This is a genomic window from Desulfoluna sp. CYM3A, assembly GCF_056829965.1.
In genome coordinates this window covers 3051331-3064523 of sequence record NZ_CP186556.1, presented here as the reverse complement: position 1 = coordinate 3064523, position 13193 = coordinate 3051331, and the positions used below count along the sequence as shown (strand labels likewise).

The 13193-nt window shown below is 42.1% G+C and carries 21 protein-coding genes; all 21 read left to right on the top strand.

Annotation, left to right across the window (positions count from 1 at the left end):
- Positions 1 to 40 precede the first annotated feature (40 nt).
- Positions 41 to 1195, top strand: a complete 1155-nt coding sequence (locus ACOYW1_RS15650; protein WP_482423529.1) for a Wzz/FepE/Etk N-terminal domain-containing protein — start codon at positions 41 to 43, stop codon at positions 1193 to 1195.
- Positions 1196 to 1225: 30 nt separating this feature from the next.
- Positions 1226 to 2497, top strand: coding sequence for a Vi polysaccharide biosynthesis UDP-N-acetylglucosamine C-6 dehydrogenase TviB (gene tviB / locus ACOYW1_RS15645; protein WP_482423528.1), 1272 nt, complete (start codon positions 1226 to 1228; stop codon positions 2495 to 2497).
- Between the two features lie 62 nt (positions 2498 to 2559).
- Positions 2560 to 3309: an NAD-dependent epimerase/dehydratase family protein gene (locus tag ACOYW1_RS15640; RefSeq protein ID WP_482423527.1), complete on the top strand. Its 750-nt coding sequence runs from the start codon at positions 2560 to 2562 to the stop codon at positions 3307 to 3309.
- Between the two features lie 240 nt (positions 3310 to 3549).
- Entirely contained in the window at positions 3550 to 4044 is a 495-nt protein-coding gene (locus tag ACOYW1_RS15635) for a 2-dehydropantoate 2-reductase N-terminal domain-containing protein (protein ID WP_482423526.1), read from the top strand.
- A gap of 11 nt (positions 4045 to 4055) precedes the next feature.
- Entirely contained in the window at positions 4056 to 4289 is a 234-nt protein-coding gene (locus ACOYW1_RS15630; RefSeq protein ID WP_482423525.1) for a hypothetical protein, read from the top strand.
- Positions 4279 to 4458, top strand: a complete 180-nt coding sequence (locus ACOYW1_RS15625; RefSeq protein ID WP_482423524.1) for a hypothetical protein — start codon at positions 4279 to 4281, stop codon at positions 4456 to 4458. Before ACOYW1_RS15630 ends, ACOYW1_RS15625 begins: the two co-directional genes overlap by 11 nt.
- A complete protein-coding gene (locus ACOYW1_RS15620) occupies positions 4449 to 4703 on the top strand; it encodes a UDP binding domain-containing protein (RefSeq protein WP_482423523.1) in 255 nt (84 codons plus the stop codon). Before ACOYW1_RS15625 ends, ACOYW1_RS15620 begins: the two co-directional genes overlap by 10 nt.
- Before the next feature lie 317 nt (positions 4704 to 5020).
- The gene (locus ACOYW1_RS15615; RefSeq protein WP_482423522.1) at positions 5021 to 5464 is read left to right on the top strand and encodes a GDP-mannose 4,6-dehydratase; all 444 of its coding nucleotides are present in this window, start codon (positions 5021 to 5023) and stop codon (positions 5462 to 5464) included.
- On the top strand, positions 5421 to 5636 hold the full coding sequence (locus ACOYW1_RS15610) for an NAD-dependent epimerase/dehydratase family protein (RefSeq protein WP_482423521.1): 216 nt from the start codon (positions 5421 to 5423) through the stop codon (positions 5634 to 5636). The genes ACOYW1_RS15615 and ACOYW1_RS15610 overlap by 44 nt, the downstream gene beginning before the upstream one ends.
- Entirely contained in the window at positions 5590 to 5985 is a 396-nt protein-coding gene (locus ACOYW1_RS15605; protein WP_482423906.1) for a Rossmann-fold NAD(P)-binding domain-containing protein, read from the top strand. Before ACOYW1_RS15610 ends, ACOYW1_RS15605 begins: the two co-directional genes overlap by 47 nt.
- A 103-nt stretch (positions 5986 to 6088) precedes the next feature.
- Complete coding sequence (locus ACOYW1_RS15600) at positions 6089 to 6202, top strand: cytidylyltransferase domain-containing protein (protein WP_482423520.1); 114 nt, start codon at positions 6089 to 6091, stop codon at positions 6200 to 6202.
- Between the two features lie 23 nt (positions 6203 to 6225).
- Complete coding sequence (locus tag ACOYW1_RS15595; protein WP_482423519.1) at positions 6226 to 6750, top strand: acylneuraminate cytidylyltransferase family protein; 525 nt, start codon at positions 6226 to 6228, stop codon at positions 6748 to 6750.
- Positions 6751 to 6758: 8 nt separating this feature from the next.
- Positions 6759 to 7205, top strand: coding sequence for an N-acetylneuraminate synthase family protein (locus ACOYW1_RS15590; RefSeq protein ID WP_482423518.1), 447 nt, complete (start codon positions 6759 to 6761; stop codon positions 7203 to 7205).
- A gap of 47 nt (positions 7206 to 7252) precedes the next feature.
- On the top strand, positions 7253 to 7804 hold the full coding sequence (locus ACOYW1_RS15585; protein ID WP_482423517.1) for an N-acetylneuraminate synthase family protein: 552 nt from the start codon (positions 7253 to 7255) through the stop codon (positions 7802 to 7804).
- 174 nt (positions 7805 to 7978) lie between these two features.
- The gene (locus ACOYW1_RS15580; RefSeq protein WP_482423516.1) at positions 7979 to 8806 is read left to right on the top strand and encodes an NAD-dependent epimerase/dehydratase family protein; all 828 of its coding nucleotides are present in this window, start codon (positions 7979 to 7981) and stop codon (positions 8804 to 8806) included.
- A gap of 10 nt (positions 8807 to 8816) precedes the next feature.
- Complete coding sequence (locus ACOYW1_RS15575; protein WP_482423515.1) at positions 8817 to 9548, top strand: UDP-N-acetylglucosamine 2-epimerase; 732 nt, start codon at positions 8817 to 8819, stop codon at positions 9546 to 9548.
- Positions 9549 to 10135: 587 nt separating this feature from the next.
- Positions 10136 to 10408, top strand: coding sequence for a CBS domain-containing protein (locus ACOYW1_RS15570; protein WP_482423514.1), 273 nt, complete (start codon positions 10136 to 10138; stop codon positions 10406 to 10408).
- A gap of 2 nt (positions 10409 to 10410) precedes the next feature.
- A complete protein-coding gene (locus tag ACOYW1_RS15565) occupies positions 10411 to 10563 on the top strand; it encodes a nucleotidyltransferase family protein (RefSeq protein WP_482423513.1) in 153 nt (50 codons plus the stop codon).
- 119 nt (positions 10564 to 10682) lie between these two features.
- Positions 10683 to 10919: a sugar phosphate nucleotidyltransferase gene (locus ACOYW1_RS15560; RefSeq protein ID WP_482423512.1), complete on the top strand. Its 237-nt coding sequence runs from the start codon at positions 10683 to 10685 to the stop codon at positions 10917 to 10919.
- A 169-nt stretch (positions 10920 to 11088) separates the two neighbouring features.
- Positions 11089 to 12039, top strand: a complete 951-nt coding sequence (locus ACOYW1_RS15555; RefSeq protein WP_482423511.1) for a GDP-mannose 4,6-dehydratase — start codon at positions 11089 to 11091, stop codon at positions 12037 to 12039.
- 168 nt (positions 12040 to 12207) lie between these two features.
- Positions 12208 to 13023 (top strand): surface carbohydrate biosynthesis protein, encoded by an 816-nt coding sequence (locus ACOYW1_RS15550; RefSeq protein WP_482423510.1) that lies wholly within the window; start codon positions 12208 to 12210, stop codon positions 13021 to 13023.
- The last annotated feature ends 170 nt before the right edge of the window (positions 13024 to 13193 follow it).

The following is a 13193-nucleotide window of genomic DNA, read 5'->3' as shown; positions in this document are numbered from 1 at the left end:
TTCTCAAATCCGCTTACTGTAAGTGGAGGGGCGGAGCTATGTGCGCACCTTTACACCACAACAAAAATGTCAATCGCTTTCAGAATCAACATATCAAATCTTCCAAAACATGGAATCGAGAATGACTACTGAAACGAACAACGACCCCCAGCGATTCACTCACCCCATGCCGCCTTACCAGGCAATGCCCTATCCTGATGACGAAATTGACTTAAGAGAGGTCTTTGCGACTCTCTGGGCTCGTAAAAAATTTATCGGAATTGGTGTTTTTTTGATTGTGCTGGTTGCCACAGCGGTTGTTTTTTCCATGCCTGATATATACAGGGCTAAGACACTGGTGAGGCCAGGTATTATTTCTCGAAAACCGGAGGCAATGGCTACCTTTACGAAAAAATTGGTAAACTACAAGGGGCGGCTTGACGCTGGAGAATTCAGTGCTCAGATAAATAAACATCTTCAAGATAAATACCCAAATTTATCATATGTTCAAAATTTACTTAAGGTAGCTATACCTAACAATTCCGATGCTCTAAGTATGTCTTATGATACACCGGTACCAGAGTTTGGAAAGGCTGTTTTAAGTCTCTTGATTTCTGAGTTGCGAAAAAAAGATAACGACAGCGTAAATTCTATTGTTATGGATTTGCAGTTAAGAGTAGAAAATAATAAAGAGTTTTTGTCTGAATGTAAAATAAAACAAGACAATATTGCGTATAGTATAGTCGAACTACAGAAACTGAATAATAATAGTAAAAAAGAAATTTTAGACTTATCAATTAAAAGAAAAAAATTTATTATTCAACCACTGAAAAATTTATCTTCAGCTAAATCTTCCAATGTGAACTTTCAAAACGCACTTTTTCATAACAGCCTCGTGATTCAGAATAGGCAATACTTTTTAGATTTGAAGAGAGAGCAAAGATCGATCAGTGCTGAGATCGGTTCGCTTGAGGATAGACTTCAATACACAAACGAATTGGTTAAAGAAATTCAGTCAAGTATAGATGAAGATATGCTTGCTATACAGAATATTAAAAACTTTAAAGAGATCGTGCCTGTGATTGTTGATAATGATCATGTTAGCCCGAATCGAAAAATCATTATTTTAATGAGCTTTGTCTGTGGCATTTTCGTTATGGTTTTTACCGCATTTGTGGTTGAGTATGTAATGCCTCACAATAACAAAGATTTTTAAATTGTTGTTTGCTATTCATAGAGAGTGATAATGCTAAATATTGACGAAATCAAACTTGCTATTGTTGGCCTTGGTTATGTAGGTCTTCCTCTTGCCGTTGAATTCGGAAAAAAAATCGATGTTATCGGTTTTGATATCGATGAAGCGAGGGTTGAAGAACTTATTGCCGGTAATGACTCTACCCTTGAGGTTGAACCAGAACTTCTTAAACAGGCGGTTAAACTTACCTTTGGTTCAAAGATTGAGGCCCTGAACGATTCCAATGTATTCATCGTGACCGTTCCCACACCGATTGATGCTCACAAACAGCCAGACCTCACACCGCTTGTGAAAGCCAGTGAGATGCTCGGGAAGATATTGAAAAAGGGGGATCTTGTAATCTATGAATCCACAGTTTACCCTGGCGCCACAGAGGAAGTCTGTGTTCCTGAGTTGGAACGGTCCTCAGGCCTAACATTTAATGAGGACTTTTATGTTGGGTACAGCCCTGAGCGTATCAACCCCGGCGATAAGGAACACCGAGTTACTAATATTTTGAAAGTAACTTCGGGCTCAACTCTGGATATTGCCGATTTTGTGGATGCCCTTTACAAGATAATTATTGAGGCCGGCACCCACAAAGCAAGTTCTATCCGTGTGGCTGAGGCTGCAAAAGTAATCGAGAACACCCAGCGTGACTTAAACATCGCATTGATTAATGAACTCTCAATCATTTTCAACAAGCTGGGTATCAATACTGAAGAGGTCCTGAAAGCAGCAGGCACTAAATGGAATTTTTTGCCGTTTCGACCCGGTCTTGTTGGTGGACACTGTATTGGTGTTGATCCTTACTATCTTACATTCAAGGCTCAGGAGATCGGTTACCATCCCGATGTGATTCTGGCCGGCAGGCGAATTAATGATGGCATGGGGGCTTACGTTGTCTCTCAGGTCGTCAAGTTGATGGTGAAAAAGCGAATTCAGGTCGAAGAAGCCAATATTCTTATTATGGGGCTTACCTTTAAAGAGAATTGCCCTGACCTCCGTAACACACGGGTGGTGGATATCATATCTGAGTTTAAGGATTACAATACCCGCGTTGATGTGTATGACCCTTGGGTAGATTCGGAAGAGGCCGAGTACGAATACGGTATTACTCCTGTAAAAGAGATGAAGCAGGGGTATTACGACGCAATTGTTTTAGCTGTTGCGCATGCTGAATTTAAGAATATTCAAGATATCAGAGTTTTTGGTAAAGACGTCAATGTTGTCTACGATGTCAAGTACCTTTTTTCTGCGGAATCAACAGATGGGCGACTGTAAAACACGAATAGCTTAAGTGTAAGCTGTTTTTTAAATTTTTCATAAAAATACGGTGATTTCTCGTGTCACGATTTGATCAGGTTAAGAGAATTCTAATTGAGAATGAATATAAATGGCTTATAACTGGCGTAGCAGGCTTTATCGGATCAAATTTACTTGAACATCTTCTACGGCTCAACCAGCGGGTTGTCGGACTCGATAATTTTGTAACGGGGTTTCAGAGGAACCTTGACGAAGTGAAGGGGCTTGTTACACGCGACCAGTGGGACCGATTCAGATTTATTGAAGGGGACATACAAAATGTCTCCGTATGCAATGACGCCTGTCAAGGTGTGGATTATGTTCTGCACCAGGCGGCATTGGGCTCTGTTCCTCGTTCTCTTGAAGACCCCATAACGACAAATGAAACAAATATATCGGGTTTTCTGAATATGCTGGTGGCAGCCCGTGACGCTAATGTCAAGAATTTTGTCTATGCCGCGTCGAGCTCAACCTATGGTGACCATCCTGCACTTCCCAAGGTCGAAGAGAATATTGGAAAGCCCTTGTCTCCGTATGCCGTGACCAAATATGTGAACGAGTTGTATGCGGACGTGTTCGCGAGATCATATGAATTTAATACCATAGGGTTGCGCTATTTTAATATTTTTGGCCCTCGCCAGGATCCCAATGGTGCCTACGCAGCGGGTACTCCAAAATGGATTGCGGCACTGTTAACTAAAGAACAGGTTTTTATAAATGGTGACGGCGAAACGAGCCGTGATTTTGTTACATCAAAAATACAGTACAGGCTAACATCCTTGCATCATTAACAGAGAATTCCGAAGCTTTGAATCAGATCTATAATGTCGCGGTGGGTGACCGGACGACACTAAACCAGTTGTTTCGGGCAATTCAGGATAGACTTCTTACAACTGTAAAAAACATTGAAAAAGTTGAACCAAGTTATCGTGATTTCAGGGCTGGAGATGTAAAGCATTCTCAAGCCGATATCTCCAAAGCCGCTCACCTTCTTGGGTATGAACCAACCCATAACATTGACGCAGGACTGGATGAGTCAATGGGTTGGTATATCGATTTTCTTGGAAATATGTCGTAAGGATCTGAAAAAATGCAAATTTACAGTGGTTGGAACTGGGTATGTTGGGCTTGTAACGGGTGCATGTTTTTCAGAGATGGGTAATACAGTCACCTGTGTCGATGTTGATAAGAAAAAATTGGAGAGCCTCGAAAAAGGGATTCTCCCGATTTATGAACCCGGACTTGATGGAATTGTTATCGACAATTATAAAAATGGTTTTTTGCAATTTTCTGATTCTCTCGAAGACTCAATGAAAGATACATCCATTGTGTTTATCGCGGTGGGCACCCCGCCGAAAGAGGATGGCTCTGCCGATCTTCAGCATGTTGTTGCCGTTGCTTCAGAAATTGGTAAGTATCTGAATGATTATACCGTTGTCGTGAATAAATCTACTGTTCCTGTTGGCACAGCTGAGCGTGTCACTGAGACGATAAACGAAGAATTGGAAAAAGAGGGGTTCAGGTAGGATTTGATGTTGTGAGCAATCCTGAGTTTTTAAAAGAGGGGGATGCTGTCAATGATTTTATGAAACCGGATAGAATTATACTCTGGATAGAATCTGCTAAAGCCGAAAACTATATGAAAGAGCTTTACAGCCCCTTTAACAGGAACCACGATAAAGTTCATGTCATGGGCGTCAAAGACGCTGAGATGACAAAATACGCAGCAAACTCGATGCTTGCCACCAACAATTTCTTTGATGATGAATAGCGGCGTTCGTGAAATACTTGGCGTCGATGTCGAGAACGTCAGGAAGGGGATAGGGTCCGATACGCGCATCGGGTATTCGTTTATTTATCCTGGTTGTGGTTACGGTGGTTCCTGCTTTCCTAAAAGATGTAAAGGCGCTGATTCGAACAAGCCGGGAGAATGGATTTGAGCCGATACTTCTTGATGCTGTTGAGGCGAGAAATGCATCTCAGAAGCATGTTCTGTATAAAAAGATTGTATCGGGGTTCGGTTCGGGATCTTACGGGAAAGTGCTTTGGTATTTGGGGGTCTGCATTTAAGCCGGGAACAGATGATATGCGAGAAGCATCTTCAATTATCCTTAGTACTAGCCTGATTGAGGCAGGTGCGACAGTCAGGGCCTATGACCCTCGGCAGCCATGGGGAGGCTCTTGAGTGCTTTGAGCCTTCTTTTTTCAAAGACCAGAGACTGAGTCTCACTGAAAATCAGTATGACGCTGTCACGGGTGTCGATGCAATGGTTCTGTGACAGAGTGGAAGCAGTTCCGTCAGCCTGATTACAAAGCGCTGAAAGAGTCAATGGCAGGCAATTTCATCTTTGATGGAAGGAACCTGTATTCTCCCGAATTTGTCAAATCTGTCGGTTTTCATTATATCGGAATTGGAAGATAAGTGATGATGGAAGTGTTTGCGCCCAAAAAATGCCTGATTACCGGAGCCGCAGGTTTTATCGGCTTTAGCCTCTAAAAAGGTTGCTGGATGAGGGCATTGAGGTTGTCGGAGTCGATAATCTTAATGATTATTACGATATCGAACTTAAAAAAGCACGCCTTGCGATTTTAAACGGTTACGCTTATCGGTTTACCTTTATAAAGGCCGATATTGCTGACCGTGATGCGACGGCTTCGCTCTTTGAAGAGCATACTTTCGAAGCCGTGATTAACATGGCGGCCCAGGCCGGTGTTCGCTATTCCATCGAAAATCCCAATGCCTATGTGGATTCCAATTTGGTGGGATTTGTTAATCTACTTGAAGGGTGCAGGCACACCTGCGTGAAGCATTTTCTTTATGCTTCATCAAGTTCTGTCTACGGGGCTAATACAAATATGCCTTTTTCGGTTCACGATAACGTAGATCATCCCGTCTCCCTTTATGTCCTACTCAAAAAGTCAAATGAGCTTCTTGCCCACTCCTAGCTACAGCCATCTTTATGGCCTCGCCTGTACTGGCCTTCGATTTTTTACTGTATACGGCCCTTGGGGACGTCCTGATATGGCGCTATTTCTTTTTACAAAGGCCATTTTGGATGGTGAGCCAATAGATGTCTTTAACCATGGAACACTTAAAACGCGATTTTACATATATTGATGATATTGTAGAAGGTGTTTTCAGGGTGATAAAAAAAATCCCTGTTCCCTATGCTTCTTGGAATGGCGATAGACCTGATCCCGGAACATCCTACGCGCCATATAGGATCTACAATATTGGCAACAATGCATCTGTGGGCTTAAATGAGTTCATTTCTGAAATAGAGAAAGCTTTGGATAAGGAAGCTTTCAGGAATTTGATGCCCATGCAGAATGGAGATGTACCTGAAACATTTGCTGATGTCGAAGATCTGATTAGCGAGATTGGTTTCAAGCCAGCTACTTCAATAAGAGAAGGTGTCAGGAAATTTGTTGATTGGTATATGTCCTATTACAAATCGCGTGGATAGGCTAATTAATAGTTAAGGGTGTGACTTGCTGTTTGAATAGGTCTTTCAAGCGGCCTGGTTAAGACTGGTCTAATCTATCTATCAACTGAGGTGTTGGTATATTTTGAAAGTTTTGGCTATAATTCCAGCGCGCGGCGGCTCAAAAGGGATTCCGAATAAAAATATCATTGATTTGAATAATCGTCCTCTTGTGAGTTACTCGATTGCTTCGGCCTGAAATTTAACTACGTATCCGAGGTGGTGGTAACTTCAGATGATGACCGAATACTCAGTGTTGGCGATCAATATGGGGCCAGATGTATAAAGAGACCTGATATTCTGGCAACCGATGAAGCGAAAATGGAGCCCGTGATTGATCATGCATTGAGGTCCGAGTTAAAAGCAGGAAATGAGTACCACTACTTTATCTTATTGCAGCCGACGTCGCCTTTAAGAAATTCATCAGATATTGACTCGGCAGTTGAGCAAATTATCGACAGCGGAGCCAATTCATTGATCAGTGTTTCTGAATTTGGTTATAAGCCATTCAAATGTTTCGTAATGACGGCGAAAGGGCGTTTGAAAGGGTTTGTCGATGATGAACTTCCGTTTATGCGCAGGCAGGATCTACCCCAGACATATCTTCCAAATGGTGCAATATATATATGCAGAACAGATTTGTTTTTGAAATCAGGAAAAATTTTTAATAATCCATGTGTTCCCTATATAATGTCAAACGATAGAAGTATAGATATGTCGACAGCCTCGATGATATTAAAACGATAGGAAAGATCTTGGATACTAACGTGGCAGAAATGAGAATTAACAACAGGAAGATTGGTCCGGAATATCCTCCACTTGTCATTGCGGAAATCGGCATCAACCACGAGGGGGCTTTTTTAAAGGCAAAACAGATGGTTGATGACGCGTATAACGCCGGATGCGAGTGCGTAAAGTTCCAGTGTCATGTCATTGAAGATGAAATGGTTCCAAATGATGTGATTCCCAAAAATGCAAATGAGTCCATATGGGATATCATGGACCGCTGCAAGCTGAGCGAACAGGAAGATCGGGAGCTACAGAGGTATGTCGAGTCAAAAGGCATGATCTATTTGTCAACACCTTTTTCAAGGGCAGCAGCCGACAGGCTCGAAGGCATGAATGTTCCAGCTTACAAAATCGGTTCTGGGGAGTGCAATAATTACCCTCTCATCGAGCATATAGCCAAGTTTGGCAAATGAGTTATTCTCAGCACAGGCATGAATGATATCAAGTCTGTTTCAAGGCTGTGGGTATCCTTAGAGAAGCCAAGGTTCCGTACGCGCTATTGCATTGCACATCCATGTACCCGACACCTTATGAAAAGGTGAGGCTGGGAGGCATTTATGATTTGGCTCAGGCCTTTCCTGATGCGATTGTCGGGTTAAGCGACCACTCGATTGGTAATTATACCTGTTTTGGAGTCGCTTCTGGTGGGTCTATACTGGAAAAGCATTTCACATCCGACAAGACGTGGCCGGGACCCGATGTACCAATCTCCATTGACCCGCAGGAACTGAAAGACCTCATTGTTGGCTCGCGTGCAATCCATGTAGCGTCGGGCGGTAACAAAACAATTATCCCCGAAGAACAGCCCACGATAGATTTTGCATATGCGTGCGTCGTAGCTATTAAAGATATTGGTAAAGGTGAAGTGTTCACAGAGGATAATATATGGGTTAAACGGCCGGGAACCGGTGAAATAAAAGCTGAATACTATAAAGATGTAATCGGAAAAATTGCAACTCACGGCATTAAGCAGAATAAACAGATAGAAAAGAAAGATATAGAAAAATTTTAGAGTTGTTCTTTCCTTGAGGTAGACTTGTTTGGTATGCATGTATGCAGGCATGGCTTTCAGATAGGCAGTGCCGGCTCAATTCTGAAAGATCATTTACAGGGTACCATGCTATATATTAATGGACATTTGGCGATTGTTTTGAAAAAGTGCCCTTAAACGATTTAGGTAAACATTTTGAGAATAGTTGTCACCGGTGCAAATGGCTTTATCGGAACAGCAGTGGTTAGAGAACTGCTAAAAAGGGATGTTGAGTGCATTCCTGTGTCACGATCAAAACAAGCTACTAATCCAAATCAGGTCATTGTCAAGCATTATGCCCATGCCCCCGAAGCAGATATTTTAATTCATCTCGCCGAGAATTCTAATGTCGCAGAAGTCACTAATTACGAAAAGTATATCGGATTGGCAAGGGATACCTTAAACCAGTTGATAGACAAACGTTATCGGAGAATTGTTGATGCATCTTCCTGTTTGGTTTATGGGGATAAAGGTCTAAAAAAGTGGAAAGAATCTGATTGCGTAGCGCCATATAACACATACACTAAGATGAAATTATCTTGCGAAGGCCTCATAAAAGAGAGAGTTGATAATTATGTCTGTGCCAGACTGAGTAATGTATATGGGCCTAGGATGTCATCTGTTAACGTATTTTCAGATATTATGAAACAAATTGATGGCTCAGGACCAATAATAGTCAGAAATGAAACTCCTCTGAGGGATTATATACATGTAGAGGATGTTGCTGTTGGTTTGGCCGATATGGCGATGGGGCGGCCCAAAGGGATATATAACATAGGAACAGGTCAGCTCTTTTCTGTAAGGGATATAGCTGAAAAGATAGCCTGTTTATCCAAAATTTCTAAGGATCGGGATATTAAGTCTATGGCAGAAAGCCGGGATGCCATATCATGCATCAGCATTGACGTATCTAAAGCGCAAAATGATTTTGGGTGGATGTCAAAAATAGATCTAAACCGTGGTATTAACCAGTTGATGAGTTAAGGTTATAAGAATGAGCTCAAAAAGAATAATTGCAGTATTTACTGGAAACAGGGCAGAATATGGACTGCAATATCCTATTCTCGAGGCTATTGATAAACATCCGAACTTGGATTATCGCTTGATTGTTTCCGGAGCACACTTGGACAAAAATTTTGGTGAAACCTTGAAAGAGATTGAACGCGATGGCTTTACTATTCATGCTGAGGCCAAAGTCGATCTCGAAGAGGATACGCTTTATGCAACATCAAAGGCAATCGGTTCAGGTATTCTTTCTATTACTGAAATTCTTAATGATATCAGGCCAGATGTGTTTGTCGTCTATGCTGATAGATTTGAAGGTTTTGCAGCTGTTATTGCTTCAACTCAAATGAATATACCCACAGCTCATATAGAAGGTGGAGACCTTACAGAAGGTGGAGCGCTGGATGATTCAGTGAGGCATGCAATGACAAAACTCTCGCATATCCATTTTACGACTAACCATCAGGCTAATGAACAGGTTATTGGCCATGGGCGAAGAATCATGGCGAGTGAATACTGTTGGGTTTCCAGCAATAGACATGATATCCAATGGAACTATGCTTCAAAAGAGGAACTGGCAGCTTCCTACGGACTTGATTTTGCAAAACCGATTCTTCTTTTTACCCAACACTCTGTACCGGAGTTTGATTCTGCAGTCGATCAATTGATACCTTCAATTGATGCCTTCGAGAAGAACTTTCATTACAAGGGTGCCAGGTAATAATAACATACCCCAATAACGATGCTGGGGGCGAGCCTGCATTGGGTAATCCAGTAAAATCGATTTGAATGAATATCCAAATATTCAGATACGCAGTTCCTTGGGGCGATACAACTACCATGGCGTTCTTGCTTTAGCACGCGAGGCGGGTATACGTATTGTATGTGTTGGTAACTCGTCATCTGGCATCAAGGAAACCCCGGCATTTGGTTGTCCTACCGTCAACATTGGGTCAAGGCAGAAGGACGGTTGCGTGCCGCAAACGTGGTTGATGTCGGGTATGATAAGGAACAATTGATTAAGACTATCGACCACTGTCTGTCTGACGATGACTTTATAAAGAAATGTAATATGTGTGAGAATCCTATGGTATTGGAAATGCGGGGCAAAAGATTGCACAGGTACTTACAGAAATTGAGATCAATCAAGCTCTTTTGAGAAAAGGAATGACCCTGGAAGGAAAATCCGACAAGGGATGGTTTAAATGATTGATTGTGAACTAAGCATCCAGGCAACTTTGAAGAATGCGGTGGATGTCATAGAAAAAGAGAAAAACCATAGCGGTCATAACAAACGACAGGATGGAGGTGGTTGGAACCATAAGTGACGGCGATATCCGCAGGGCTCTTCTCTCGGGGTATGATCTGGGCAGCCCTGTTACATGCGCTTTGAATGCCAATCCAGTTGTAGCGTCTGAGAACCAAACAAAATCTTATTATAAAAAAATAATCAAGGAGAATTACCTTGAGGCTGTCCCGGTCGTTGGAAACAATGGCCGGTATATCAAAACGATACATATTGCAGAACTTTCAGGTGGCTTGGAAAATGATCTCATGCGTCTGGCTTCTCCTGTGCAGTAATAATGGCAGGTGGAGAAGGGAGACGGCTGAGGCCATTTACAGAGACAATCCCAAAGCCCATGGTGCAGATTGGTGAAGTTCCACTTATAGAGTTACAGGTAAAACGACTCGTAAAATTGAAAATCACGCAAATATATATCTGTGAAATCACCTGAGTCACGCGATTGAAGACTATCTTAAAGACGGGGCTCATCTGGGCGCTTCAATTACCTATATTCGGGAAACAAAAAAACTTGGACTGCCGGTGCCTTGTCACTGATCGAAAACAAGCCTGATGGCCCTAATCCTGCTTATGAACGGGGATGTCCTGACCAATTCGCAATTTGGGAATCTTTTAAAATTTCACAATGAGTATGAAGGTTTGATTACGGTTGCTTCTGTCGAGCATAATATTCAGATACCTTACGGGGTCATTCGTTCCGATGGGCCAAGAATTGTCGCGCTTGAGGAAAAGCCATCCCGAAAGGTTTTTGTAACGCCCGGAATAGATATGCTATGTCGCCGGATGTGATTAGTGCCATACCTTATAACACTTTTTTTGATATCACAGACCTAATTGAAGATTACATTGGAAGATGAGAAGTGCGTCAATGTATTCCCGATTTATGAACACCGGACAGATTGGAACCCCATCGGATCCTAAAAGAGTTCGTAATGAAATAAACATTAGGAGTTCGGGAATGCATAGTGAATTACAGGGTAAATCAGTATTGGTCACTGGTGCGGACGGTTTTATCGGAAGCCATCTTGTGGAGTTGCTTGTCCAATATGGCGCGTCGGTTAAAGCCTTCGTTTATTATAACTCATGGAATCAAATCGGTTGGCTCAGTGATATCAGGCCAGACTTTTTAAGTGCCATTGAGGTTGTTACGGGAGATATACGCGATTGCGAGCGTGTTCGAAACACCGTTGCGGGGTGTGATTATGCTCTTCACCTTTCAAGTCTTATAGCTATTCCTTACAGCTATCATGCGCCGAGGACCTATGTGGATACAAATGTCACCGGTGTATTGAATGTGCTTTCAGCGTGCCGTGAGTCTGATTCATTCTGGCTTGTACATGTTTCTACCTCTGAGGTGTACGGGTCAGCCCAGGTCGTCCCCATCGGAGAGTCGCATCCTCTCGTAGGACAGTCCCCATATTCTGCCAGCAAAATTGCTGCAGACAAGATGGCGGAAAGTTTTTATATGTCATTTGGCCTTCCTGTCGTAACAGCCCGCCCTTTTAATACCTTTGGTCCCAGGCAGACAGCCAGGGCCGTAATACCCACAATCGCGAGCCAGTTGGTGTCTGGTTGCAGTGAACTTACCCTGGGGGCTTTGTCACCGACGAGGGATTTCAACTATGCGACAGATACCGCTGAAGGTATGATTGCTTTGGCGCTTTGTAAAGAAGGCGAAGGCATGGTTGTGAATATTGGCAGTGGAAAAGAGTGGTCAATCCAAGAAACAGCTAATTTTTTGATGGATATTACAAGCAATAGGGTTCCAATTGTTCCTGCTGATCAAGAGCGCTTGAGGCCAGAAAAAAGTGAAGTGAATAGGCTGCTTGCAGATAATAGAAAAATTATGCAATTGACTGCTTGGGAAAGTAGGATTCGAGTTTCGCAAGGGCTTGGAACTGACTGTTGATTGGATAAGAGAGAATATTGATTTGTTTAATGCGACGCGCTATTCTCTGTAAGTTTCGTTTTGAACACCTTTTTGGCATTGCAATAGTGGTGAGAGTGTAAAAAAATGGCGAACTATAAAATTCTGATGCCCGTTGAGACAGCATCCAGAGAGTTGCCATATAAGTGAATGCTTGCGTCTCAGTTTTCTGCTCTGGGTTATCAATGCTACATCGGGTCAAAGAATGAAATATTTAAGTTAATAGATAAACTGAGCCCTGTTGTTTATTTTGACAAAGGTTACCATGAAGGTCAATCAGAATCGATTTATAGAAAAATTAAGTCACAAAATGGATTAATTATAAATCTCGATGAGGAAGGTGGTGTCGATTATGAGAACTGTACAACCATACTTTCTCGTTATTCGAAACCTGTATTTGACTATTGTGACCTGGTTTTTTTTTGGGGGGATTGCCAGAAGCGGATGATTGAGAATAGCGGCTCTTTCGCTCCAGAAAAAGCTATTGTCACCGGCCACCCGCGTTTTGAAATGCTGAAGCCTTCATTTCATGGGCTGTATCAAAAGGAAGTTGATGAATTAAAGAGTTCCTATCAGGACTACATTCTTATAAATACAAACATGGGATTTGGAAACAACCTTAGAGGTGACGAATTTGTCCGCTTGAATTATGGAGACAGAATAAAAAATATTGAAAAAGTAATCAAGTATGACAAAGAAAAAATCTGGCATTATATCACCTTGGTTAAGGAATTGGCTGCAAAAAGCAATTTGAATATTGTAGTAAGGCCACATCCAGAGGAAAATATTCACGCCTATTCTTCAGAATTGAAGAACTTGTCTAACGTATACGTTGTGTACTACGGATCTGTTGTTCCTTGGATTTTGGGGGCAGAGGTTATGATCCATCCTGATTGCACTACTGGAATCGAAGCGTTTATGATGGGAAAAACTTCTGTCTGCATTCACGAAGCTCCTCAGAAATGAAGTATTTACCTATGTTCCTGTTGAGTTGAGTCATAAGTTAGAAAAAAAGATGATGTCGTAACATTTTTGAAAATAGAAGCCATTTAAGAAAAAATTGCCGGCAAAATCAAATGACTTGCTTAATGACTATTTTTCATACTCAACGGGTACCTCCCAGCGTGTACAAGCAT

Excerpts from the sequence above, each read along its gene's own strand:
- ACOYW1_RS15550 (WP_482423510.1), top strand. The coding sequence starts at position 12,208 with ATGCTTGCGTCTCAGTTTTCTGCTCTGGGTTATCAATGCTACATCGGG.
- ACOYW1_RS15565 (WP_482423513.1), top strand. The coding sequence starts at position 10,411 with ATGGCAGGTGGAGAAGGGAGACGGCTGAGGCCATTTACAGAGACAATC.
- ACOYW1_RS15610 (WP_482423521.1), top strand. The coding sequence starts at position 5,421 with ATGTCCTACTCAAAAAGTCAAATGAGCTTCTTGCCCACTCCTAGCTAC.
- tviB (WP_482423528.1), top strand. The coding sequence starts at position 1,226 with ATGCTAAATATTGACGAAATCAAACTTGCTATTGTTGGCCTTGGTTAT.
- ACOYW1_RS15575 (WP_482423515.1), top strand. The coding sequence starts at position 8,817 with ATGAGCTCAAAAAGAATAATTGCAGTATTTACTGGAAACAGGGCAGAA.
- ACOYW1_RS15560 (WP_482423512.1), top strand. The coding sequence starts at position 10,683 with ATGGCCCTAATCCTGCTTATGAACGGGGATGTCCTGACCAATTCGCAA.
- ACOYW1_RS15635 (WP_482423526.1), top strand. The coding sequence starts at position 3,550 with ATGAGTCAATGGGTTGGTATATCGATTTTCTTGGAAATATGTCGTAAG.
- ACOYW1_RS15555 (WP_482423511.1), top strand. The coding sequence starts at position 11,089 with ATGCATAGTGAATTACAGGGTAAATCAGTATTGGTCACTGGTGCGGAC.
- ACOYW1_RS15620 (WP_482423523.1), top strand. The coding sequence starts at position 4,449 with ATGGATTTGAGCCGATACTTCTTGATGCTGTTGAGGCGAGAAATGCAT.
- ACOYW1_RS15625 (WP_482423524.1), top strand. The coding sequence starts at position 4,279 with ATGATGAATAGCGGCGTTCGTGAAATACTTGGCGTCGATGTCGAGAAC.
- ACOYW1_RS15605 (WP_482423906.1), top strand. The coding sequence starts at position 5,590 with ATGTCTTTAACCATGGAACACTTAAAACGCGATTTTACATATATTGAT.